This is a genomic window from uncultured Anaerofustis sp., assembly GCF_938029165.1.
Classification (GTDB): Bacteria; Bacillota; Clostridia; order Eubacteriales; family Anaerofustaceae; genus Anaerofustis.
Genome location: NZ_CALHFB010000050.1, coordinates 70017 through 92166, shown reverse-complemented (window position 1 = coordinate 92166; position 22150 = coordinate 70017). Strand labels below are relative to the sequence as shown.

Here is a 22150-nt window from a genome sequence, read left to right as displayed (position 1 = left end):
AAAAGAATGGATAACAGCAAATTAAAAGAACAATTCGATTTAACAAACCCATATGAAATTGCCAAATATATTAAGGCGGCGGAAAAAAGTACGCCTATAAAATTATATGTTAAAGGTGATTTGGTGGAAAATTTACTTGCGGGACTTGAATATTATGGAAACAACGGTTCTTATATAGTATTCGGAGAAAAAGAAGAAGTATTTGATTTCGTTGAATGTAACAAAGACAGGATCGAAAGCTACAGAATGGAATATGACAGAAGAAATTCTGCGATACCTATGATGGATACAAATGACGTTGACGCAAGGATAGAACCCGGTGCAAACATCAGAGAAGGTGTTCAAATCGGTAAGAACGCTGTGATAATGATGGGTGCAACAATAAATATCGGTGCAGTCATAGGCGAAGAGTCTATGATAGACATGAACGCTGTTTTGGGTGCCAGAGCTACCGTGGGCAAAAGAAGTCACATCGGTGCGGGTTCTGTTTTGGCGGGCGTGCTTGAACCTCCTTCAGCGACTCCTGTCATCGTAGGGGATGACTGTATGATAGGCGGAAACGTAGTAGTACTCGAAGGTGTTCAGATAGGTAACGGCAGTGTAGTTGCCGCAGGAAGCGTTGTAACAGAAAACGTTCCGGAAGGTGTTGTGGTTGCGGGAGCGCCTGCAAAAATCGTTAAAAACAAAGACGATAAAACAGAGGAAAAGACTGAACTTCTTGATGATCTTAGGGGATAACACATTAGGGGCTTTGCCCCTAAAACCCCATAAATATTTTTCCAAAGCCAAAAATATTTAATAAAAGGCTTCCACTGCGTGGAGCTTATAACGCGATTAGATTTTCTAAAAATTTCTACCCGAAATTTTTAAAATAATCGCTACCCCAACCCAATGATTGGGGAGGGAGCAATATGAAAAGTACATTAAAGAGAACCAACCAAAGGTTTTCTTTTTTTATTGTAGTGATTTATAAGTATAGGTGGAAATTTACTTTTTTCGTTTATAAATTTCCCTATTTTGGTAAATAATATTATATAATAATTTATATTAAGGAGAGATTTATGAAAGAGATTTTTACGCCCATCGTTGATATAAGAAGAAAAGTATTTAAAGAAGTGGCAATACTTGCTTATGAAAATAAGGAGCTTGAACTTGAAAAATTAGCTTCAACAATAGTAGAGGATCAAGATAACAAGATAACCAACAAAAAAAGAGAAAAGGCTTTGATTTTGGAAAGAATAAGACTTGCTCTCGGGCTTGATGTAAGCAGTAACGAAAATCCTTTTGATGAAGATAAGGATAGAGAAGATATAAAGGGAGAAAAAAATGTACTTAAATTACCTCTTGTAAATGTAGTTTCCAAGGCTTGTATGCAGTGTGAAGAGAATACTGTTTTTGTCACAAATAACTGCAGAGGCTGTTATGCTCATCCGTGCAGTGAAGTCTGTCCGGTCGATGCAGTTTACTTCGAGAACGGGAAAAGCGTAATAAATAAGGATAAATGCGTGAGGTGCGGAAGATGTGTGGAAGCTTGTCCTTATAATGCCATAGTAAAATACGACAGACCTTGTAAAGCAAGCTGCGGAGTTAACGCATATACCGAGGACGAAGAGGGGAATGCAAAGATAGATTATGAAAAATGCGTTTCCTGCGGACAGTGTATAGTTGCTTGTCCTTTTGGTGTGGTAAGTGATAAATCGGAAATTTATCAAACTATAAAGGCTATTCAAAATAATAATGAAGTGATTGCGGAAATCGCACCTGCATTCGTAGGTCAGTTCGGAAAAGGAGCCAGTCCCGAAAAGATAAAAGAAGCTTTACTGAAACTTGGTTTCAGCGATGTTATCGAAGTTGCCCTCGGCGCCGATATGGGTGCTGTTTTCGAAGCAAAGCATTTCATCGAAAAGGTAAAGACAGGTGAAGAGCCTTTCCTTGCTACTTCATGCTGTCCGTCATGGGCTGTTATGGCAAAGAGGGATTATCCGGACATTGCACCATATGTTTCTCCGGCACTTACACCAATGGTAGCAACCGCAAGGGTAATAAAAGAAAATCATCCAAATTCAAAAATAGTTTTTATAGGACCGTGCTCCGCTAAGAAGCTTGAAGCGAACAGAAGAAGCGTAAAAAGCGATGTTGATTATGTCCTTACATTTGAAGAGGTCGCAGGAATGTTTGAAGCAAAAGGAATAGATGTAGACAGCTTTGAAGGTGAAAGACTTGATGATGCAACGGCTGCAGGAAGAGGCTACGGATATTCCGGAGGTGTTACAAAGGCTATTGTGGGTGCAATAAATAAACTCGATCCAGAACTTGAAGTTATGACAGACAGAGCCGACGGTCTTAAAGGATGTAAGAAGATCCTTACTCTTGCAAAATCAGGTAAAAGAAACGGATATCTTTTGGAAGGTATGGGCTGTCCGGGAGGTTGCGTAGGAGGAATGGGAACACTTATTTCTCAGGCTAAAGGAGAGAAAGAAATAAAAGGATTTGAAAATAAAGCAGATAAAAAAGAAGCTTACGAAAATAAATATGTAAAAGAAATAGATGAGGCAGGTATAGATGATGGAAAGATGTAAAATCGTTTTGGGAGATATCACAAATGAAGAGACCGACGCTATAGTCAATGCCGCTAACACCTCCTTGCTTGGAGGAGGAGGCGTTGACGGCGCCATACATAGAGCCGCAGGGAAAGAACTTCTCGAAGAATGCAGGACCCTTCATGGGTGTAAGACTGGGGAAGCTAAGATAACTAAGGGATATAACTTAAAAGCTAAGTATGTTATCCATACCGTAGGACCGGTATACAGAGGCGGGAGAGATAATGAAGCTTTGCTTCTTAAAAATGCTTATAAAAATTCCCTTAAAGTTGCCAAAGAAAATGGGGTTAAGACCATCGCTTTTCCTTCTATAAGCACAGGGGTATATTCTTATCCTTTGAATGAAGCAAGTGAGATCGCCGTAAATACGATACTGGATTTTTTAAGTAAAGATGATACAATAGAAGAAGTAAAGATAGTTTGTTTTGATAAAAGGACTTATGATTATTATGTAAAATCATTAGAGAAATTCGGAGATAAAATATGATAAATATATTGTTTGTAGGATTAGGCGGTTTTATAGGGGCTTCACTCAGGTATTTGGCAGGGAATATTTTTTCTTTCACTTCTGACTTTCCCTTTGTGACATTGATGATAAATCTGGTCGGTGCTTTCTTGATAGGATTTATTTCTTCAGTTGCGGGAAGCAGCGGATACATAAGCAAAGATTTGCAGCTATTTTTACAAACCGGGATTTGCGGAGGATTTACTACTTTTTCGACATTCTCTTTGGAGACGGTAAATTTGATTGAATGCGGAAGATTAGTATTTGCGGGATTATATGTTTTATCAAGTGTAATCCTTTGTATAATAGGTGTCTTAATCGGAAAATACGTTGCGGGTTTGATTGTAAATTAAAAGCAGACTAAAATAGTCTGCTTTTTTGTTTTTATTCTTCATCTTTTTGATATTCCAAAATATCCCCCGGCTGACAACCCAGGACTTCACATATTGAATTTAGTGTAGAAAATCTTATTGCGCTTATTTTTCCTCTTTTTATATTTGATAGATTTACATTTGATATACCTACCTTATCGGCAAGTTCACCAAGGGATATTTTCCTGTCCGCCATTACTCTGTCCAATCTTAATATAATTGCCATATTTACTCCTATAACGTTTCGTCTGCGTCTTTTTGAAGCACGGCTCCGTATGCAAATATTTCGGATAAGCAGTAAAATACTATTACGACCAAAATCATCGAAAAGTTAAAATTTATCGTTGCTGTCGTTCTAAATAATGTTGCTATGGAAATGGATAATACGGGAGGGACTATCACCAATATCTTCATTATGTTCGCTATTTTTTTTATGATATTGATATTTTTTATATCAAAAGGTGTATGACTGTTTTCTATGCTCTCAAATAGAATTAGAGTACTGTCCATTAGTATATATAAAATAATTCCGGAGATCAATGCGTTTATAAATTCCAATACTGCGTAAGGAACATTCAGTGTCCCGTTTATGATGTAATCTTCTAATAAAATATTTGATACGGAAGTCCAGATCCCTTCGGTTTGTCCTATCGACAATAATGTAACTCCTATTGCCATAGCTATAAGTATCATTGCTATGATTAAACATACTTTTGTTATTTTGCAAAATATACAAATAACCTTGCTTAAACTGTTTATTTTCTCTTTTTGTTCGTTCATTTTATTTCTCCTTAAATTTATCTTGATTTAAAGATATCATCTTTTAACTTGTTTGTCAATAAATATTTAATGATAAACGATAAATATTTTATATTTCACATAAAATACTATAGTAAAATTTAAATTTATTTTGTTAAACTTATGTGTTAATATAACTGAGAGGTAATAAAATGAAACGTATCCCGAACATAATAACCGCATCAAGAATAATTTTTACAATGTTATTATTTTTTATATCCAATAATGATATTTTATTTATTTGTCTATATCTTTTATGCGGTTTAAGTGATTTGCTTGACGGATATATTGCCGGAAAGTATCATTTTGAAAGTAGTTTCGGAGCTATGTTTGATAGCTTTGCGGATTTTATTTTTGATATACTTATTCTTAAATTACTCTTTAAACTTATAGGTATTAAAATAATATATTTTATTTTAATAATTTTATTTATTAAGCTGATTACCTTTTTTGTAGGATACAAAAAATATAAAAAGCTTGCTTTTTTACATACGTGGTTAAATAAAGTATCCGGGATATTGCTCTTCATATTTCCCGTAATATATCTGAAATATAAATCCGATATTATTATTTATATTTTGTTTGTTTTTGCTTTTATATCCGCACTCGAAGAGCTTATTATAACTTTAAAATCCAAAGAACTCGATTTGGATATCAAGTGTATTTTTAAAATAAAATGAATTATTTGTCTCTTGGGATATACTTCCTTAAAAATTATAATATGATTAAAAAAGTTTTAATTTTACAAAAAAGATGTTATTATACAATATATTTAAAAACAATTTTATTTTATAAGGAGTAATTTATGAAAAAAATAATTGGATTGATTATGTCATTGATGATTTTAACCATTCCTCTGTCAAATGTTTTGGCAATAAATGCGGGACAGGAAATGGTAGCTATAGGTTCAAACTTGAGTGATGATCAAAGAAAGACAGTTTATGATTATTTCGGTAAAGAAGAAGGCGATGTCAATGAAGTTGACATTACGATAGATGATGAAAAGAAATATCTTGAAAACGTCGATCCTTCAAGGATAGGAAGTAAGAGTTTATCTTCTATATACATCTTAACAAGAGATAAAGGTGAAGGGCTTGATATTGAACTGCATAATATCGACTGGCTTACAAAAGATATTTATGAAAATGCTTTGACTACTGTAGGTATAACCGATGCTAAAATAGTTATAGCTTCACCTATAAATGTTTCGGGCACGGCGGCTCTTACGGGCGTATATAAAGCTTATGAACAGATGAGCGGTGAAACGGTTCCCGAAGAAACAAAAGAGGCTGCGACGGAAGAACTTGTCACAACAGGTGAATTATCCGATGATATAGGAAGCGAAGACGCTTCAAATCTCGTTAATGAATTAAAATTATCAATGGATGATATAAAGGATGCGGATGACAGTACTGTTAAAGAGAAAATTAACGAAATAGCTAATGAAAAAGATATTACATTGACAGATGAACAAGTTGAACAATTATTGAAGCTTGCAAGAAATCTTGAAAATGTAGATTTAAGCAGTGTTTCGGAACAATTACAAAATATATCCGATAAGTTTAATGATTCGGGACTTTGGGATAAGATAGTTAATTTTGTAAAAGATTTGTTTTAAGCTGGAATATTAAAATAGTAAAAACCTGTACAATATGTTGTACAGGTTTTATTTTGAATTCTAACGGTGTTTTTTAGCATAGATAAATCATTTAAGATTTTTATATTTGGGGTCTTATTTGATATTGTATGACATTTAGTATAAATGTATTGAATTATTATTTAAAATTATATTTGATAGAGAACCTTAATGATTAATCGATTTTGCATATATTTCAAAAAGCATAAATATTAAAAAACACCCTGAGGGTGTCTTTTTAATATTGTTCCGTTTTATAACAGATTTTATTTTTAATAAGTATCTTTGCTATAGGTACGCCTATAACTATAGCTACCATATCCGAAATGAATTCTCCGGGCATTGAAGCCATCGGTGCAATCCAGTTTCCGTAAATCAGTGCTTCCGCAAGGTAATATCCGCCCATACCTATTATGGTGTATATGACCATAGCAAGGATAACTCCGGAAATTCCTTTTTTAAGAAGAAGCTTTGATACTACGATACCTTGAATGAGCCTTATCACGAATGTAAAAGGTGCCCATACCGCATAAGGTGATAACATATCAAACAGTCCCATACCTATTGCTCCTGCCAAACCTGCTTCCACAGGCATAAGCAAGAATGTTGCTATTACCAGTACTGCTCCTCCGAGATGGATAAGTCCGCCGTCCGTAAATGATATAGGAAGTCTAATATTTATGTATGTCGCTATAAATATTAAAGCAGCCATAACTCCCGTCAATACCACATTTAAAGTTTTTTTGTTTGCCATAATTTCCTCCTGTCAAATCACTTTTTGTTATTATAGCCCCAATTTTTTTATAATTCAAGGTCAAATTCAGTATATATGTGCATTTTTATGCAAAAGGTGACACATTTTTTACTTTGTATTTTTTATAGTTATATTGTAATATTTAGGAGGTAAATGAAATGAAACTAATTAAAATGGAACGAATAGGAACTATACTCATTGTGTTGTTTACTTTAATACTCTCAAACTTATATTTATCTACGGATATGGGGCTGTTCAGAGTGGTGGGAGCAAATAATGCCAGCGTTATGGAACAGATGAAAGTGATTTATTTTTCTTTGATATTTTTTATAATAATAGAAATGTTATTTAAGGTCCAGTACAATGACAATTTCTTTTATGCAAAAGCGATAAGTTCTTACATATTAGTATTTAGCGTACCTATGCTTTTTTATACTTTTAAAAATATGTTCGGTGTTATGAACATGTTTATGTATATACTATTGATATTTTTGTCTGCTTTATTATGCCAAAGCTTTAGCTGCAAGATACTTCTCGACGAACAGATCGGGACTTTGAAAGGAAAACTTATCAGTATTTTAAGTATACTTCTATTAGGTATCATTTTGGTGTACTTTTCTTACAATCCCCTTTCTACGCCTATATTTATGGCTGGTTAAATTTTTATTAATATAGTTAATGTAATTGCAATAAATAAAAATAATGTTATAATTGTATTATTAATGATGAGTATGAAATTTTACTATTCGGAGGTAAATTTATGAGTAAGAATATAGAAGAAAATATCGGCATCAAAGAGACTTTGGAAAAAGGTGATGAACTTAATATAAGCGAGAACGTCATTACTTCCATCGTCGGTCTGGTAACTGCCGAAATAGATGGTATAAGCGGATTTTACGGAGGTCTAGATATAGGTGAGCTGTTTGGTAAAAAGAACGTGGGAAAAGGCGTGAAGACGATTATAAGCGGAAAGAAACTTATAATCGACGTTTCTCTTATAATCAAGTACGGAGCAATCATTCCCGAGCTTACAAAGGAAGTAAAGAAAAAGGTAAAACAGGCAATAGAATCCATGACAGGATATAATGTGATACAAGTAAATGTTTATGTTGAAGGGCTTGAATGTTAATAACATTTAAAGGAGGATACTTTGAAACGAGACGTAGCAAGAGATTTAGTATATAAGATAATTTTTCAAATGAACTTTCACGACGATTTTACTGAAAGATATGAACAAATGATTTTGGATAACGGAATAAAAGGTACTCAGGGTGAGTATGCCAAGAAAACAGTCAAAGGTATTTTAGATAACCTTGAAGAAATCGATAATACCATAAAGGATAATTTAAAAGGATGGAAATTTGAAAGATTATCTACTCATGTAATAGCGGTACTTAGACTTGGTGTATTTGAAATAATGTATAATGAAGATATTCCTCCGTTAGTGGGACTGAATGAGGCTGTAAGCCTTGCTCATACATATTCTGATGAAAAGGAAGCTATATTCGTAAACGGATTATTAAATAGCGTTTATAAGAAAGTTATTTAATGAAAATGTATTGACAATACCGTTAGTAAATGATAACATGGTATTCAATACTAGATGATATGGTTTTAAATATAGGTGTTTAAATGATAGATAATGTAATTTTAACCGTCAGAGATGTTAACAAATATATAAAAACACTGCTTGATTACGATGAACTTTTATCAAATTTGAGAGTTGAGGGGGAAGTGTCTAATTATAAAAGACATTCGTCCGGTCATTTATACTTTTCAATCAAGGATAACAGCGGAAAAATCAATTGTGTTATGTTTAAATCGGACACATATTCTCTCGCCTTTGAACCAATGGATGGTATGAAGGTAATTATTGAGGGATATGTGTCTGTTTTTGAAAGAAACGGTAATTATCAGCTTTATGTCAAGAGCATGAAAAAAAAGGGGATAGGTAGGTTATATGAAGAATATAACAGGCTTCTTGAAGAGCTTAAGGCTCAGGGGTATTTTGATAGTGACAAGAAGAAACCTATTCCTGCTTTTGCTGATACCGTTGCAGTCGTAACATCCAAGACCGGGGCGGCGGTTAGAGATATAATAAGCGTAATAAAAAGAAGAAATAAGAATATAAAGATAATAGTATGTCCCGTCACGGTGCAGGGAGAGGGGAGCGGTGAAGAAGTCGCCCAGATGATATATGATATAAACAGGCTCAAGCTTGCGGATGTGATAATCACAGGCAGAGGCGGCGGAAGTATCGAAGAGCTTTGGGCTTTTAATGAGAGAGTCGTTGCTCAGGCGGTCTACGACAGTGCCATTCCCGTAGTTTCCGCGGTAGGACATGAAACCGATTTTACCATATGCGACTTTGTCGCGGATTTCAGGGCTCCGACACCTTCCGTTGCCGGAGAAGTCGTAAGCGAACCTTTGGATAATATAATATATACCGTAGAGGTTTATGAAAAGAAGATAAATAAGGCTCTTAAAAGTCTTATCGACAAATATCTTGAAAAGCTTGATAATATAATAAACAAGCCTGTAATGAAAAGACCCAATGCTTATATAGAAAATATGGAGCAGTATATCGATACTTTAAAGGATAATATCGACTTAAGTTTTTATAATAAAATCAATCTTTTGAAGCATAAAGTAGCTTCGGCTGAAAAGCTGATAAATTCTTTGTCGGCGGTAAGTGTTTTGGAAAGAGGATTTGCTATTGTCGAAAGTAATAATAAAGTAATAACTTCGGTTAATGAAGTAAATGTAGAAGATAAAATAAGCATAAGGATGAAAGACGGTAGACTAAATTCTGTTATCAGCAAGATAGAAGGAGAGTAATATGGGTGATAAAAAAACTTTTGAAGAGAAACTTCAAAGACTTGAAGAAATAAGTACATCAATGGAAGAATCAAAAATAACTTTGGATAAATCCGTAAAGCTTTATGACGAAGCGGATATACTTATAAAAGAACTTAAAGAAGAACTTACAAAGGCAAGTGAAAAAGTGAAAGTTTTGGTAGATAGAAAAGGTGATGAACCGATAGTCGAAGATTTTGATGAGGAATAAAAATGGATATAAAAAAAGAATTAAAAGATAAACAACTATTCGTAGAAGATGTATTAAATAAATTTACCATAAAAGAAGGTAAACCCAAAAGTATCTTTGAAAGCTTCAATTATTCTCTCTTTGTCGGAGGAAAAAGGATAAGACCTATACTATTGATGGAAAGCTGTAAATGTGTAGGCGGAGATATCAACGAAGTTCTTCCTTTAATGGCGGCTATGGAAATGATACATACCTATTCTCTAATTCACGATGACCTTCCCTGTATGGATGATGACGAACTGAGAAGAGGTAAACCAGCCAATCATACGGTTTACGGCGAAGCTACCGCTTTACTTGCGGGAGACAGCCTTTTAAATCTGGCTTATGAAACTATGCTAAAGGGTGCTAAGTCGTCAAAGGATATAAACAGATATGTAGAGGCTATGAATGTAATTGCCGACAGTGCGGGAGTAAAGGGAATGATAGCGGGTCAGGTAATGGATATGGAAAGCGAAGGAAAAGAACCCGACGGTGAAACTCTTGACTTTATACATGACAATAAAACAGGAGCTATTTTAAGAGCAAGCGTCATAAGCGGTGCCATTGTAGGCGGAGCTGATAATGATGAACTTACCAATTTAAGTGAGTATGCAAGAGCTATCGGACTGATGTTTCAAGTCGTGGATGATATACTCGATGTGGTATCCGACGAGGAGACTTTGGGTAAAAAAGTAGGTATGGACCATGAGAGAAATAAGATGACATATCCTTATGTTTACGGGCTTGAAAAATCTTATGAAAAGGTAGATGAACTTTTGGATATATCTTTAAAAAGTTTATCCGGTTTTGGCTGTGAAGCTGAATTCCTAAGGGAGTTGGCTGTTTATCTTGCAAATAGAAAAAATTAATTAGAAAGAGGTTTGTTATGAGTAGTGACGAAAGAGATTTGACAAAGAGATATACTCTTGGCGAAGAAATTTTTAACTCTGTTTCTCACGGAGTAGGTGTGTTTTTTGCCGTGGCAGGCTGTGCTGTGCTTATTGTACTAAGTGCGATATATGCCGACCACTGGGCTGTCATAAGCAGTGTGATTTATGGTATAAGTATGTTCTGCCTATATTTGGCTTCCACTTTATATCATTCATTTCAGAATAAAAAGATAAAAGAAATACTTAGGGTCTTTGACCACTGTACGATATTCCTCCTTATTGCGGGAACGTATACTCCTTTTACTCTTTTTACACTAAGAGCTAGTGTAGGCTGGTTCCTGTTTGCGGTTATATGGATAAGTGCCGTAATAGGTATAATTTTGAATGCGATCAATCTTAAAAAATATGAAAAGATATCTTTGTTACTGTATTTGGTAATGGGCTGGGCGGTAGTTTTTGCCGTAAAACCATTGATTGCGGTAGTATCGACTTTAACATTGGTTCTTTTAATTGCAGGCGGTTTGATGTATACTTTCGGTGTAATATTTTACTGTATGACCAAATACAGATATATGCATTCGATTTGGCATTTATTTGTTCTTGCAGGCACAATTTTACATTATTTTGCAATTTTATTTAATATTATAGGTATGTAGGTAGAAATATGGGTGCAAACAAAAATAAAGAAGATAAAAAAATAATAGCAAAGAATAAAAAAGCAACATTTGAATACCATATTATAGAAACTTATGAAGCGGGACTTGAACTTAAGGGTACAGAAGTCAAATCTATCAGAAACGGTAAAGTTAACCTCAAAGACAGTTATGCAAATATAAGTAAGAATAATGAAGTGTTTATTATCGGTATGCATGTAAGTCCTTATGAATTCGGTAATATAAACAATGTTGATCCTTTAAGAGAAAGAAAGCTTTTATTGAATAAAAGAGAAATCAGGAATATCAAGGATTATCTTACAAAAGACGGTTACACTTTGATCCCTTTGGATTTGCACTTTTCTAAAAGCTATGTTAAAATGAGTATCGCCGTATGTAAAGGTAAAAAACTTTATGATAAAAGAGAAGCACTTAAAGAAAAAGCGGCAAAGAGAGACATTGACAGGAACTTCAAAGTGAGTTTCAGATAAAATGGGGGTGCAATGGTTTCGACAGGGTCGGTGCGGTCAGATAAGCGAGTAGATGAGCTTAACATCTTTAAAATAAGCAACTTAAAATTAAACGATAACAATAGATTATCTTTCGCTGCCTAGTTGCGGCGCGGTCGTGTATCTCTGACCTGCAAGGGATATAACGATTGTCAAATTTTAGCAGGGACCTATACTTTGGGTGTCTTGACAAAGCATAGTATCAATTAAGGCTCGCGGGTTATAATTTTGTTCGTTTGATAATAGCTCGTTAAATTTTAAAACAAACTGCACTCGGAGAAAGTCTGGTTTACCCGGTTTTGGACGGGGGTTCGATTCCCCCCACCTCCACCAAAATATTTATATGTATATGATTATCTCACACGACAAAGGTCGTGTTTTTTTATGTTTTTCTTTTTTATGATTATGTTTAATTGTAGATTTGAATTATGTTTGATAATATGCTATAGTCATGTATATATACTTACATATGAAATCAATAAATAAAAGGTTTTCTTAATAAGTAAATAGGGGAGAATTATTATGAAACTTATTAATTATTTATATAATAAATACAATAAATGGTTTATTTATATCATTATTTTTATTCTTTCTTTACTTATACTTTCAAGCGGATATTTTTTATATAAAAAAAGTGTCGAACATGCGGTATACAACACCACTGTTTCATTTATGGAACAAATAACGGACCATGATATACAGAATATCGAAAACCAAATAGAGTCAAAATGGGAATATATCGAATCCCTTTCAGGAAGGATCAGGAATACCAGAGCAGAGAACGTTTCTGATTTATCCTATATGCTGAGTATCGAAGCACGAAGCACATCTTTCAATAAATTGTATATTATAACGAACAAAGGAAGAGTTTATGATAATGCTCATCTGATAACTTCCATTGATAAGATGAATTGGAAAGATACATATAAAAGTTCTAAGGGAAAGTTTATCAAAAAATTTCAGTATAATGCCAGGGAGTGGTGGCAGGACAGTATTCTCTTCGGAATTCGATTTGAGGAGGGGTTTAAATATAAAAATGAAGTTATAGAAGGGATTGTCGGGCTTGTTCCAGTCGAAGATTTCAGAGACAGGATAAAACTTGAAAGTTTCGATGGTAAAGGTGTTGTCCTAGTAATGGATGACGTAGGTGATATAGTAACTTCAAGTAAATATTATGATACCAAAACAAATCAGAACTATTTTAATGAACTTGAAGTTTCCGAAATAGATGGCAGTAATACTCCGAGTACTTATAAAAACGATATAAAAAACGGAAAGGATGTATTTATAAAGTATAAATATAATGACCATAATTACTATTCCATGATGAAGACAATAAAGGATAATGGTTGGTATATAGTAGTAAAAGTTTCTGATTCCGTAACCGGTGAGCAAACCCAAATACTTCTTTTAAGATCCTTACTTTTCTTCTTTCTTATAGGTATAGTCATAATAGTTGTATCTATATTTATTTATCGAACTATAATGAATGCAAAAATTGCACGGGAGGCAGAACAGGCAAAATCTTTTTTCTTGGCAAATATGAGTCATGAAATTCGCACCCCTCTTAACGGGATAGCCGGGCTTCATTATTTAATCAGACAGAATATATATGATAAAGATAAAATCATGGAATATCTTTCCAAAGCGGATGTTTCTGCCGAGTTTTAAAAAGCGTGATTTCCGATGTTTTGGATATGTCAAAAATCGAGAGCGGACAAGTCGATATATATAACGACAATGTTGATTTGAATAAATTTATAGCTGATATCGATATATTAATAGGTACTCAGGCAAGTGAGCGAAATCTAATATTCAATATAGATGTTGATAATGTGATCGAGCCTTATATAATAGGGGATGAAGTGAGACTTAAACAAATCGTAGATAACCTTTTGGGCAATGCTCTTAAGTTTACTCCAGCTAACGGTACCATAAGTTTAAAAATAGAACAATTTGAAGAGGGAAATATTTTAAATACGACTTTTGTTATTTCGGACACCGGATGTGGTATGACTCCCGAATTTCTTGAAAAAATTTGGAATCCATTCGAACAGGAAAGGCGATTTAATTCACAGAACGGCACAGGGCTCGGAACAACGTTAAGCAAAGTTTTCGTAGAAAAAATGGGCGGTACCATAGATGTAAAAAGTAAATAAAATGAAGGTACTACGTTTACCAACGCTATCCCGTTTCAAAAAGCAGAATATAAAAATAATATAAATAAAAACCAGAATGAAAAAAATACTGTATCTCTTGAAGGATTTAATATTTTATTAGTGGAAGATAATGATATCAACAGAGAAATAGTTACGGAAATTTTAACGTCACAAGGATGCAGTATTACTGAGGCTACAAACGGAGAAGAAGCTGTAAAGGAGTTTGAAAAAAGTGAAATAAATTATTTTGATGTTATTTTAATGGATATACAAATGCCTGTTATGAACGGATATGAAGCAACTGAAAAAATCAAGAAAGCAAACAGGGATGACCATGATGTCATAATATTTGCATTAAGTGCAAATGCTTTTAGAGATGATTACGATAGGGCTATGGAAAGCGGTATGGATGATTTGGTAACAAAACCTCTTGATGTGGGAGCATTTATCGAAAAACTAAAATCAGTAAGAAGGAAGGGGAATTAAATAATGAAAAAAAATTAATATCTTCGGTATTTATACTACTTTTATTAGCCGCACTTTTCGGATGCGGTAAAGAACCTAAGAAAGTTACAATAAATATAAAATGTCCTCCCGTTACAATGGCTTACGATAAAGATCATGCTAATGCGGAAATTTATGATTTATTTACTGAAGCCTCTGAAAAGTTTAAAAGCACATATAAAGATTATGATGTTGAATTTAACATCACAAAATATAAATATACTGATGAAAAAGAGCAGATACCCGATAAATTCGGTACGGATGAGGCGTGTGATTTGACTTATCCGGGGTCTTTTAATAATCCGACTTATACTCTCAGCGGTCGCCTCGCTTCTTTAGATGATATTATAGATGAAGAATTGAAAAATGATATAGATCCGAAAATTTGGGAGCAATGCAGTGTCGATGGAAAAATATATATGTTGCCTTTTAATCAGCTTCAAAATACTTTATTTGTAAATGAAGATATGATGAAGAAAGCCGGACTTAACAGATATATATCTGAAAAAGGACAGATCGCTCATTGGTCAACCGAGGAATTCAATATTATATTGAAGGGATTAAAATCTTCTTTTAAAGGAGATAATAAATACCCGCTTGCAATGTTTGCTTTGGATAATCAGGGAGATACACATATAATGACGTTTTTAAGATCTTATGACAGTGACATATTCGATAAAAACGGATATTTTAATATAAATACTCCTGAGGGAATAAAGGCTTTGAAATGGATATCTAAATTAAATAGAGATAAATTGATACCATATGGTTCTGAAAATCTAGACTTTTTATCTAATTATGATTTGTTTTTTAATAATCAACTTGCGATATGTTATGGTAACAATGTAAACTTAAATGACGCAAAGGATAAATATGGACTAAACGTTTTTTTTGCAAATTTTCCAAATATGCAGGGAAACGGTAATGCAACAAATTATTTAAGCGGATTTATAGTTTTCGATAATAATAATGAAGACAAATTGAAAGTTTCTAAAGACTTTGTTAAATTTATTTACGATAATGAAGAATACTGGAAATATTCATTGAGTGCTACCCCGGTAATGAATTCCTATGTCAAAAAACACAAAGATAAAGTGGAATATATGGATGTTTATAGTAAAAATTCTAAAAATATAGTTGATGCAAGGCACAATAATCTAAACTGGGAAGGCGTCAGAGATGTTTTTCATGTATGTATTCAGGATTTACTCAGAGGAGATAAGTCTGCCAAAGAAGTGGCAAAAGACATAGATGAAAATGTAATGCGGCAATCAAAAAAGGTATAGAAGATGCTAAGAAATAAATATTTTATCGAAAATAAAAAGATAGGATAAAAAATCCTGTCTTTTTATATTTATATAGTAACCATAATTATCATATATATTTAATATTTTAAAATGTCTTTTTTATTCTAAAATGTTTCAATAAATTATATAAAAATGTATTTCTTGCTGTTTTTTTAATATATGATATAATTATATTTATATAAAATGGAATTTAAAATTAGTCCTTTTCTGAAAAGTCTGATTTATATCAAGGGGAAAACAATGAAACACGGAAAATATAGCAAAGTATTTAATATAATCGTTCCCATCCTTTTATTTTTATCATTTACTTGTATTAGTATAACATCTCTTAATTCCATCAACAATATGCAGGGTAATGCTCGTGTAATAAATTATTCGGGGATAGTAAGAGGAGCCACTCAGCGTCTTATTAAACAGGAAATGCATAATAATAAAAATGATGAACTGATTAGTAAATTAGATAAAATATTAAAAGGACTTTCAAGAGGAAGCGAAGAATTCGATTTAATTATTTTAAGCGATAAAACTTTTCAAAAAGATATCGCCAACATGCAGGAAAAGTGGGAAGAAATAAAAAAAGAAATATATCTTGTACGTAACGGTAAAGATAGCAATAAACTTTATAGTTTAAGTGAAGAGTATTTTGACCTTGCAGATGAGGCGGTTTATGCAGCCGAAGTGTACTCAGAAAACAAAGTTCAGAATACTGTTACCGAATTATCCCTTCTCAGTATATTATTTATAATATTTGTAATTGTATTTTTGTTCTTTCAAAAGAAACAAAAGAAACTGTCCATTGAACTTCAGGTGGCTGAGAATGCAAGTAAGGAAAAGAGCAATTTTTTGTCGAGGATGTCTCATGAAATAAGGACACCTATGAATGGTATAATAGGTATGACCGATATTGCGTGTATGAACTATGACAATCCGGAAAAAACGTTGGATTGTCTGAATAAAATAAAATTATCTTCAGAATATTTGTTATCACTCATAAACGATATTTTGGATATGTCCAGAATAGAAAACGGAAAGATAGAACTTTATAAACAGACTTTTGATTTATGCGGTTTCTGTGAAAGATTATATATAATGTTCTCTCAGCGTGCACAAGATGCATCGCTCGATTTTAACATAACTTCAAATATAACAAGACCTTATTTGATCGGTGATGAACTTAGATTAAATCAAGTAGTGGTAAATATACTATCAAATGCATTAAAATTTACTCCTGCGAACGGAAGGATAGATGTTGATATAAATCAAAAAATTATAGATGATGAAGTATGTTCACTTATAATAACCGTTAAAGATAGCGGGATAGGTATGAGCAAAGAATTTTTGTCTAAGATATTCGAACCTTTTGAACAGGAAGTAAACATGACTTCTCATCAATTTGCCGGTACCGGTCTCGGACTTGCCATTAGTCATAATCTTGTAAAACTTATGGATGGCAATATCAATGTTTCGAGTGAACAAGGTAAAGGCTCCAAATTCGAGATTATTATTGAACTTCCTATTGCAGATAAAGCAGATTATATGAAAATTCAGGATAGTGTTCATTCAATGGATAATGATAATAAAAATCTTATAGGATACAATATATTATTGGCTGAGGATAATGAAATAAATGCTGAAATAGCTATGTCATTGCTCGAAATGAAGGGGGCTAGTGTAAAGCATGTATGGAACGGTAAAGAAGCCGTCGACGAATTTTTGCATTCGGGAACAATTGATTACGATGTGATTTTAATGGATGTTAAAATGCCTGAAATGGACGGGTTGGAAGCCTGTGAATATATAAGGAGTTCAAAGCATAAAAATGCAGATACTATCCCAATAATAGGTTTATCGGCTAATGCCTTTGTACAGGATATTGATAAGGCTAAGAGTATAGGGATGAATGATTATGTGTCTAAACCTTTTAACGTCGATGAGCTTATATATACCATTATAAAATTAACCAATAAAATATAAAAAAGCATCTTGTTTTTATAAGATGCTTTTTTATATTCATTTTTTTAACTTTTGTTTTATGTATTTTTTTATAAAATTTTCAAATTGCATTACTAATTTAGCTTCTTTGGGATCCGAATAAAAATTGTTTTCTATCTCTGCTTTTTCAAATTTTTTAAATCTTATATTACTGGCTTGTTTTGATAAAGCGCAAATTTCTGCTAATTCTTTCGCAGAGTCAAGTTTTATTTCATGAAGAACACACAAAGGCGCTAAAATCCTTATTGCAAACATGTTTGCTTCTGTTTCCATTGCTTTATATTCTTTATTGTTTTCGTTTGTATTATGTCCCAGCATTATATGACCCAGTTCATGTGCAATGGTAAATCTGTTTCTGTATTTGTTTTTAATAGCCTTATTATAGAAAATTATTTTATCGCTGTTATTTAATATTATAGAAAATCCATTCTTATAATTTTTAGCAAAATGATGATCATTATCATAACTGCGAACTTTAACATCTAGTTTAGCACATACTTCTATTATATTTACCGGTAGTTTATTTACCTTTGTTTCTCTTAAAATATACCATGCCAAATCTCTGATATTTTTATATTCTTCTTTAGTCATTTCTTTTTAGATTGTAAATTAGATTTTCTAAATTAAATTAGTATCAGATGTAACCAAAAAAGTGTTTTTATTAAACTTTTTTAATTCTTCTTTACTCATATCCAGTGAGCTTAACCCGTCTTCTCTGGCTATCATTTTAATTTCGATTTTATGATTGTCGGTTCTTACACCAAAAGTTATTAAAATATCTTCTACGTTATAAATATCGCATAAAGTAAGAAATATATCCGGATAAGGCAATCGCATTCCGCTTTCCCAGCCATATATAGTTTTTGTTGCTACATTTATATCTCTTTCTTCGAGTAACTCTTTTACTTCTTCTATTGTTAATTTATTATTTCGGCGAAGCTCTTTAAGTTTTAAAGATATTTGTTTTTTATTCATATTCTCAGCTCCTTATAATTAAATGATAGTAAAAAGTCACTTTTTTGTCAACAATTTATTATATATCCGAGATATTCTTCGTTTTGAAGAATATATATTGACAATATTTGACATGAAGATTATAATTATATTAGTAAAATTCTTCAAATTGAGGAAAAGGTCTGAATAATGTTCAATAAAAAATATAAAAAAGATTGTAATGTCAATGTTGGTGGAAAGTCCGGTGATAAAGCGACAAATAATTTATCTAAATATGTAACAGATAATAATTTAGATTTAAATGATATTTGTAAAGAGACCGGTATTGAATATAATTGTTTAAATAAAAGTATCAATTTGGGTAATAGAAATCTAGAAACGGATGAGTTTTTAGACTTAAATAAGGATCCAAAAAATTTTAAATAGTTGGGGTGAGGGTGTTATTATGGGATGGTCTAAAGACGAGGTATATATATTATATAAAATAATTTTTGCATTAGATGAAGATTTAAAGTTAATAAATAGTATTTATGATTTGGAACATATAGTATATTACAAAAATAATTTCCATAATAATATTCTTTGTTAAGTGTTCTTTCATAAATATAAAACTAAGGTATACAATAAAAAAAGTTCATAAATAAATGCACATAGTAAACTATCCCACTAATACCTTAGTTTTATATTTTTTATTCTTGTAAGTCTGCTAGTTCATCTTGCTGTTTATTTGGGACTTCCATCTGATATAAGTCCTGATAAGATTCTAATTCTGCTTCGTCTCTCGGTATGTTTTGCATCAATCCCGTGCATTCTGTCTGTGAGGCCGTATGATTATTTTCCATGAAATCTGTTTCCGGCGGATTTAAATCGCTTTTTTTTATTTTCATAATATCCTCCTTTTAAATTATTTTTTTCCTTTTAAAATTAATTATTCAAAATATAATTTATTATTTTTATTTTCATTTTTTTAATAATTATTTTTAGTTAAAATATCTAACTTATAATTAAATCGTTGTATATAAGCTCTTTTTTTGTTATGGATATTATTTAACATTAAGACAAAATTTTAGATGGTATAACCCAAAATAAAGATATAAAGGGAAAAATATTCTTATTTTAAAATTAAATATATTTTATTATTGACTAATAAAAAATTATTATGAAAATTACAGTAACTGTTTTTTATTCTTAATTGAAATAGAAATAAAATTAAGAAGTAAAAATAGAAAAATATTTATTAAAGAAATATTTCAAATAGAATAAGGTAAAAAAGTCCATATAAAGGACTTTTTTTAATGAGATAAATAAGTAATAAAGGAAGTAAAAATCAGTATATAAGGTAATGCTGAATAAAAGTAGTATAGAATAATAAGTTAGTAATAAGGAGAAGTAATAATAAAGTAAGGAGGAACGATGAATGAGAGTAAAAGAGAAAGGAAAGTAATGTAAAAAATAATGAGGTAAAAGAAAGAATAATTAGGAGGTAGATAAAAAGAAAGTAAAGAGAAGATTAAAAATAAGACAAAAAGGAGTCAAAAAAGGATAAAAAATCAATCAAAACATAAATAACCCTATTTTTCGTACAAGAAGCATTTAGTAGGATAGTAGAATATTAAAGTAGTATAAAATAGGGGGAAGTATGAGATGAAGAAATCCGTAAGACTATTTGGTATTATAATATTTGTGTTAGTAATATTATCTTTTCGAGGAGGCGTTGTAAAGGCGTCGAACGAAGAGTATACATATAAAGAACTTTCTGAGGGAAATATTGAAATAGAAAGTTATATGGGAAATGATAAAGAAGTAGTTATTCCCGATGAAATATGTGGTAAGAAAGTTGTAAGCCTCGGGGAATATTCTTTTTGTTGGTCTGATATAGAAAAAGTAACGTTGAATAAAAGTCTAGTAAAAATATCAAGAAATACATTTTCGTCTCTTTCAAATTTAAAGGAAGTAATATTTAATAAAAATTTAAAAGAAATAGACGAAAATTCTTTTGCGGATTGTAAAAGTCTGACTTCTGTAAATATACCTCAGGGAGTAAAAAAGATAGGCGAAAGTGCATTTAATAAATGTACTTCTCTTGAAAATGTAAATCTGTCCTGCTCGATAAAAACTATAGAAAAAAATACTTTTTTCGGGTGTATATCCTTAAGGAATATAACGATGACGGATGATATAACAGATATAGGAGAAAGTGTTTTTTATGGTTGTAAGAAACTTGAAAGTATTTGTCTTCCTGAAAATCTGAAAACTATAGGTGAAAGCTGTTTTAGCGGCTGCAGTTCTTTGAAGAGTATTACAATACCGAGAGGTGTTACCGGTATAGGTAAGAATGCGCTAAAGGGTGTGGCTGATGATTTTAAGATACATAATAATTCTATTGTGGAAATAACCGATGATATATATCCAAGTGAGGATATAACGAATAAGTATGTTTCCTTGAGTTTAAAGTATAATTCCGGCGGAAGTGCAGAATTAAGGTGCGGAGATGATATAATAAAAGAAGCAGTATCTGTAAAAGTCGGAAGCAAGATAAAAATAAATATAAGCAGTGATATCGGTAATATATATAAAGTCAAAGTAAACGGATACTATATTTCAAAACCTTATGAGTTTACTGTCGGTAACTTAGATTATAACGTGGAAGTGGAATTTAAGAAATGTAGAGCTCATGATTATTGTGATGATAATATCGTTTACAAGAAAGCAACTTGTACATCAATAGGGACTGTTACTAAGAAGTGTATATATTGTTCCTTACCTGTTACACAGAAGAATAGCGAGGCATTGGGACATAGTTACGGAGGATATGTAACGGATAAGAAGTCTACATATAAGTCTTACGGAGAGAAATCCAGACATTGCAGCAGGTGTAAGAGCAGGATAAATATAACAAAGATACCGAAGTTAATATATGTGAGTAAAGTAAAACCAAAAGCGGGAAGTAAGAGGCTTGAGGTTGGGAATAGATATAAAATGTCGATAAGTGTATCGCCTTCAAGTGCTTATAATAAGACGTTTAGATATGTTTCAAGCAGTAAAGTATGCAGTGTAAGTTCAAAGGGAGTTGTTAGCGGGAAGAGAGCGGGAAGCTGCAGTGTGAGTGTGATAGCGAAAGACGGGAGCGGGAAGAAGGGGACGGTAAAGATAAAAGTATACCCGAAGAAGATAGCAAAAGTAAAGTTAAAGAGCACAAAGAAGAAGGCGAAAATAAGTTACGGTAAGAGTTTGGGAGCGAGTAAGTACGAGATATACAGATCGACTAAGAAGAGGAGCGGGTATAAGAGGATAAAGGTGACGAGAAATAGGAGTTATGTGGATAAGGGAGTAAAGGGGAGAAGGGTTTATTATTATAAGGTAAGGGGAGTTAGCGGAAAGTATAAGTCTAGTTTTTCTAGGGTTGTTAGGGTTAGGGTGAAATAGACGATAT

The 22150-nt window shown here is 32.3% G+C and carries 27 protein-coding genes and 1 other RNA gene; 22 read left to right on the top strand and 6 right to left on the bottom strand.

The genetic code is table 11. The annotated features are described in order from the left end of the window. Nucleotides 1–6: 6 nt before the first annotated feature. The 4 genes from dapD (at nt 7) to crcB (ending at nt 3458) form a co-directional block, all read left to right on the top strand. Complete coding sequence (gene dapD, locus Q0516_RS09490; protein ID WP_257480555.1) at nt 7–738, top strand: 2,3,4,5-tetrahydropyridine-2,6-dicarboxylate N-acetyltransferase; 732 nt, start codon at nt 7–9, stop codon at nt 736–738. Nucleotides 739–1061: 323 nt separating this feature from the next. Then, nucleotides 1062–2579, top strand: a complete 1518-nt coding sequence (locus Q0516_RS09485; protein ID WP_294465208.1) for a 4Fe-4S dicluster domain-containing protein — start codon at nt 1062–1064, stop codon at nt 2577–2579. Then, a complete protein-coding gene (locus Q0516_RS09480) occupies nt 2566–3087 on the top strand; it encodes an O-acetyl-ADP-ribose deacetylase (RefSeq protein WP_294465632.1) in 522 nt (173 codons plus the stop codon). Before Q0516_RS09485 ends, Q0516_RS09480 begins: the two co-directional genes overlap by 14 nt. Then, nucleotides 3084–3458 carry a fluoride efflux transporter CrcB gene (crcB, locus tag Q0516_RS09475; protein ID WP_257480557.1) on the top strand — a complete coding sequence of 125 codons (375 nt, stop codon included), beginning with the start codon at nt 3084–3086 and terminating at the stop codon, nt 3456–3458. Before Q0516_RS09480 ends, crcB begins: the two co-directional genes overlap by 4 nt. A gap of 31 nt (nt 3459–3489) precedes the next feature. Here the strand turns inward: crcB and Q0516_RS09470 are convergent, their stop codons facing one another. Next, nucleotides 3490–3702 (bottom strand): helix-turn-helix transcriptional regulator, encoded by a 213-nt coding sequence (locus tag Q0516_RS09470; RefSeq protein ID WP_294465201.1) that lies wholly within the window; start codon nt 3700–3702, stop codon nt 3490–3492. A gap of 8 nt (nt 3703–3710) precedes the next feature. Then, nucleotides 3711–4256, bottom strand: coding sequence for a hypothetical protein (locus Q0516_RS09465; protein WP_294465199.1), 546 nt, complete (start codon nt 4254–4256; stop codon nt 3711–3713). Nucleotides 4257–4426: 170 nt separating this feature from the next. On the opposite strand from Q0516_RS09465, the gene Q0516_RS09460 reads away from it, so the two are divergent. Both Q0516_RS09460 and Q0516_RS09455 read left to right on the top strand, forming a co-directional pair. Continuing rightward, nucleotides 4427–4954: a CDP-alcohol phosphatidyltransferase family protein gene (locus Q0516_RS09460; RefSeq protein WP_294465196.1), complete on the top strand. Its 528-nt coding sequence runs from the start codon at nt 4427–4429 to the stop codon at nt 4952–4954. 125 nt (nt 4955–5079) lie between these two features. Continuing rightward, a complete protein-coding gene (locus Q0516_RS09455) occupies nt 5080–5892 on the top strand; it encodes a DUF1002 domain-containing protein (protein ID WP_294465191.1) in 813 nt (270 codons plus the stop codon). Nucleotides 5893–6148: 256 nt separating this feature from the next. On the opposite strand, the gene Q0516_RS09450 is transcribed toward Q0516_RS09455, so the two are convergent. Further along, nucleotides 6149–6664 (bottom strand): ECF transporter S component, encoded by a 516-nt coding sequence (locus tag Q0516_RS09450; RefSeq protein WP_294465189.1) that lies wholly within the window; start codon nt 6662–6664, stop codon nt 6149–6151. A 158-nt stretch (nt 6665–6822) separates the two neighbouring features. Here Q0516_RS09450 and Q0516_RS09445 point away from each other — a divergent pair, with 158 nt between their 5' ends. The 14 genes from Q0516_RS09445 (at nt 6823) to Q0516_RS09380 (ending at nt 17745) form a co-directional block, all read left to right on the top strand. Then, nucleotides 6823–7323: a DUF6512 family protein gene (locus Q0516_RS09445; protein ID WP_294465185.1), complete on the top strand. Its 501-nt coding sequence runs from the start codon at nt 6823–6825 to the stop codon at nt 7321–7323. Nucleotides 7324–7424: 101 nt separating this feature from the next. Beyond that, nucleotides 7425–7793 (top strand): Asp23/Gls24 family envelope stress response protein, encoded by a 369-nt coding sequence (locus tag Q0516_RS09440; protein WP_294465183.1) that lies wholly within the window; start codon nt 7425–7427, stop codon nt 7791–7793. 21 nt (nt 7794–7814) lie between these two features. After that, the gene (nusB, locus tag Q0516_RS09435; RefSeq protein ID WP_294465179.1) at nt 7815–8213 is read left to right on the top strand and encodes a transcription antitermination factor NusB; all 399 of its coding nucleotides are present in this window, start codon (nt 7815–7817) and stop codon (nt 8211–8213) included. Nucleotides 8214–8296: 83 nt separating this feature from the next. Beyond that, on the top strand, nt 8297–9502 hold the full coding sequence (gene xseA, locus Q0516_RS09430; protein WP_294465178.1) for an exodeoxyribonuclease VII large subunit: 1206 nt from the start codon (nt 8297–8299) through the stop codon (nt 9500–9502). A gap of 1 nt (nt 9503) precedes the next feature. Continuing rightward, nucleotides 9504–9731 carry an exodeoxyribonuclease VII small subunit gene (xseB, locus tag Q0516_RS09425; protein ID WP_294465175.1) on the top strand — a complete coding sequence of 76 codons (228 nt, stop codon included), beginning with the start codon at nt 9504–9506 and terminating at the stop codon, nt 9729–9731. A gap of 2 nt (nt 9732–9733) precedes the next feature. Beyond that, nucleotides 9734–10618, top strand: a complete 885-nt coding sequence (locus Q0516_RS09420; RefSeq protein ID WP_294465172.1) for a polyprenyl synthetase family protein — start codon at nt 9734–9736, stop codon at nt 10616–10618. Between the two features lie 17 nt (nt 10619–10635). Continuing rightward, a complete protein-coding gene (locus Q0516_RS09415) occupies nt 10636–11295 on the top strand; it encodes a hemolysin III family protein (RefSeq protein WP_294465169.1) in 660 nt (219 codons plus the stop codon). Nucleotides 11296–11303: 8 nt separating this feature from the next. Further along, nucleotides 11304–11783: an SsrA-binding protein SmpB gene (gene smpB, locus Q0516_RS09410; protein WP_294465161.1), complete on the top strand. Its 480-nt coding sequence runs from the start codon at nt 11304–11306 to the stop codon at nt 11781–11783. A 3-nt stretch (nt 11784–11786) separates the two neighbouring features. Further along, nucleotides 11787–12134, top strand: a transfer-messenger RNA (tmRNA) gene (ssrA, locus tag Q0516_RS09405). Between the two features lie 189 nt (nt 12135–12323). Further along, a complete protein-coding gene (locus Q0516_RS09400) occupies nt 12324–13472 on the top strand; it encodes a histidine kinase dimerization/phospho-acceptor domain-containing protein (protein WP_294465158.1) in 1149 nt (382 codons plus the stop codon). 26 nt (nt 13473–13498) lie between these two features. Further along, on the top strand, nt 13499–13960 hold the full coding sequence (locus Q0516_RS09395) for a HAMP domain-containing sensor histidine kinase (protein WP_294465156.1): 462 nt from the start codon (nt 13499–13501) through the stop codon (nt 13958–13960). A 120-nt stretch (nt 13961–14080) separates the two neighbouring features. After that, nucleotides 14081–14446, top strand: coding sequence for a response regulator (locus Q0516_RS09390; RefSeq protein WP_294465153.1), 366 nt, complete (start codon nt 14081–14083; stop codon nt 14444–14446). Between the two features lie 116 nt (nt 14447–14562). Further along, on the top strand, nt 14563–15750 hold the full coding sequence (locus tag Q0516_RS09385) for a capsular biosynthesis protein (RefSeq protein WP_294465150.1): 1188 nt from the start codon (nt 14563–14565) through the stop codon (nt 15748–15750). Nucleotides 15751–16011: 261 nt separating this feature from the next. Continuing rightward, on the top strand, nt 16012–17745 hold the full coding sequence (locus tag Q0516_RS09380; protein WP_294465148.1) for an ATP-binding protein: 1734 nt from the start codon (nt 16012–16014) through the stop codon (nt 17743–17745). Between the two features lie 36 nt (nt 17746–17781). On the opposite strand, the gene Q0516_RS09375 is transcribed toward Q0516_RS09380, so the two are convergent. Together Q0516_RS09375 and Q0516_RS09370 are read right to left on the bottom strand one after the other, a co-directional pair. Continuing rightward, entirely contained in the window at nt 17782–18354 is a 573-nt protein-coding gene (locus Q0516_RS09375) for an ImmA/IrrE family metallo-endopeptidase (RefSeq protein ID WP_257480567.1), read from the bottom strand. 27 nt (nt 18355–18381) lie between these two features. Continuing rightward, a complete protein-coding gene (locus Q0516_RS09370) occupies nt 18382–18738 on the bottom strand; it encodes a helix-turn-helix transcriptional regulator (RefSeq protein WP_294465143.1) in 357 nt (118 codons plus the stop codon). A gap of 168 nt (nt 18739–18906) precedes the next feature. Between Q0516_RS09370 and Q0516_RS09365 the strand changes: the two genes are divergently transcribed. Further along, entirely contained in the window at nt 18907–19143 is a 237-nt protein-coding gene (locus Q0516_RS09365) for a hypothetical protein (protein WP_294465140.1), read from the top strand. Between the two features lie 263 nt (nt 19144–19406). On the opposite strand, the gene Q0516_RS09360 is transcribed toward Q0516_RS09365, so the two are convergent. Next, nucleotides 19407–19604 (bottom strand): hypothetical protein, encoded by a 198-nt coding sequence (locus Q0516_RS09360; protein ID WP_007049627.1) that lies wholly within the window; start codon nt 19602–19604, stop codon nt 19407–19409. Nucleotides 19605–20361: 757 nt separating this feature from the next. Between Q0516_RS09360 and Q0516_RS09355 the strand changes: the two genes are divergently transcribed. Next, complete coding sequence (locus tag Q0516_RS09355) at nt 20362–22143, top strand: leucine-rich repeat protein (protein WP_294465133.1); 1782 nt, start codon at nt 20362–20364, stop codon at nt 22141–22143. Nucleotides 22144–22150: the final 7 nt, after the last annotated feature.

What these genes read in the sequence shown, in the direction of transcription:
- dapD (WP_257480555.1), top strand. Translation starts at nt 7, where the DNA reads ATGGATAACAGCAAATTAAAAGAACAATTCGATTTAACAAACCCATAT.
- Q0516_RS09485 (WP_294465208.1), top strand. Translation starts at nt 1,062, where the DNA reads ATGAAAGAGATTTTTACGCCCATCGTTGATATAAGAAGAAAAGTATTT.
- Q0516_RS09480 (WP_294465632.1), top strand. Translation starts at nt 2,566, where the DNA reads ATGGAAAGATGTAAAATCGTTTTGGGAGATATCACAAATGAAGAGACC.
- crcB (WP_257480557.1), top strand. Translation starts at nt 3,084, where the DNA reads ATGATAAATATATTGTTTGTAGGATTAGGCGGTTTTATAGGGGCTTCA.
- Q0516_RS09470 (WP_294465201.1), bottom strand. Translation starts at nt 3,702, where the DNA reads ATGGCAATTATATTAAGATTGGACAGAGTAATGGCGGACAGGAAAATA.
- Q0516_RS09465 (WP_294465199.1), bottom strand. Translation starts at nt 4,256, where the DNA reads ATGAACGAACAAAAAGAGAAAATAAACAGTTTAAGCAAGGTTATTTGT.
- Q0516_RS09460 (WP_294465196.1), top strand. Translation starts at nt 4,427, where the DNA reads ATGAAACGTATCCCGAACATAATAACCGCATCAAGAATAATTTTTACA.
- Q0516_RS09455 (WP_294465191.1), top strand. Translation starts at nt 5,080, where the DNA reads ATGAAAAAAATAATTGGATTGATTATGTCATTGATGATTTTAACCATT.
- Q0516_RS09450 (WP_294465189.1), bottom strand. Translation starts at nt 6,664, where the DNA reads ATGGCAAACAAAAAAACTTTAAATGTGGTATTGACGGGAGTTATGGCT.
- Q0516_RS09445 (WP_294465185.1), top strand. Translation starts at nt 6,823, where the DNA reads ATGAAACTAATTAAAATGGAACGAATAGGAACTATACTCATTGTGTTG.
- Q0516_RS09440 (WP_294465183.1), top strand. Translation starts at nt 7,425, where the DNA reads ATGAGTAAGAATATAGAAGAAAATATCGGCATCAAAGAGACTTTGGAA.
- xseA (WP_294465178.1), top strand. Translation starts at nt 8,297, where the DNA reads ATGATAGATAATGTAATTTTAACCGTCAGAGATGTTAACAAATATATA.
- xseB (WP_294465175.1), top strand. Translation starts at nt 9,504, where the DNA reads ATGGGTGATAAAAAAACTTTTGAAGAGAAACTTCAAAGACTTGAAGAA.
- Q0516_RS09420 (WP_294465172.1), top strand. Translation starts at nt 9,734, where the DNA reads ATGGATATAAAAAAAGAATTAAAAGATAAACAACTATTCGTAGAAGAT.
- Q0516_RS09415 (WP_294465169.1), top strand. Translation starts at nt 10,636, where the DNA reads ATGAGTAGTGACGAAAGAGATTTGACAAAGAGATATACTCTTGGCGAA.
- smpB (WP_294465161.1), top strand. Translation starts at nt 11,304, where the DNA reads ATGGGTGCAAACAAAAATAAAGAAGATAAAAAAATAATAGCAAAGAAT.
- Q0516_RS09400 (WP_294465158.1), top strand. Translation starts at nt 12,324, where the DNA reads ATGAAACTTATTAATTATTTATATAATAAATACAATAAATGGTTTATT.
- Q0516_RS09395 (WP_294465156.1), top strand. Translation starts at nt 13,499, where the DNA reads ATGTCAAAAATCGAGAGCGGACAAGTCGATATATATAACGACAATGTT.
- Q0516_RS09385 (WP_294465150.1), top strand. Translation starts at nt 14,563, where the DNA reads ATGGCTTACGATAAAGATCATGCTAATGCGGAAATTTATGATTTATTT.
- Q0516_RS09380 (WP_294465148.1), top strand. Translation starts at nt 16,012, where the DNA reads ATGAAACACGGAAAATATAGCAAAGTATTTAATATAATCGTTCCCATC.
- Q0516_RS09375 (WP_257480567.1), bottom strand. Translation starts at nt 18,354, where the DNA reads ATGACTAAAGAAGAATATAAAAATATCAGAGATTTGGCATGGTATATT.
- Q0516_RS09370 (WP_294465143.1), bottom strand. Translation starts at nt 18,738, where the DNA reads ATGAATAAAAAACAAATATCTTTAAAACTTAAAGAGCTTCGCCGAAAT.
- Q0516_RS09365 (WP_294465140.1), top strand. Translation starts at nt 18,907, where the DNA reads ATGTTCAATAAAAAATATAAAAAAGATTGTAATGTCAATGTTGGTGGA.
- Q0516_RS09360 (WP_007049627.1), bottom strand. Translation starts at nt 19,604, where the DNA reads ATGAAAATAAAAAAAAGCGATTTAAATCCGCCGGAAACAGATTTCATG.
- Q0516_RS09355 (WP_294465133.1), top strand. Translation starts at nt 20,362, where the DNA reads ATGAAGAAATCCGTAAGACTATTTGGTATTATAATATTTGTGTTAGTA.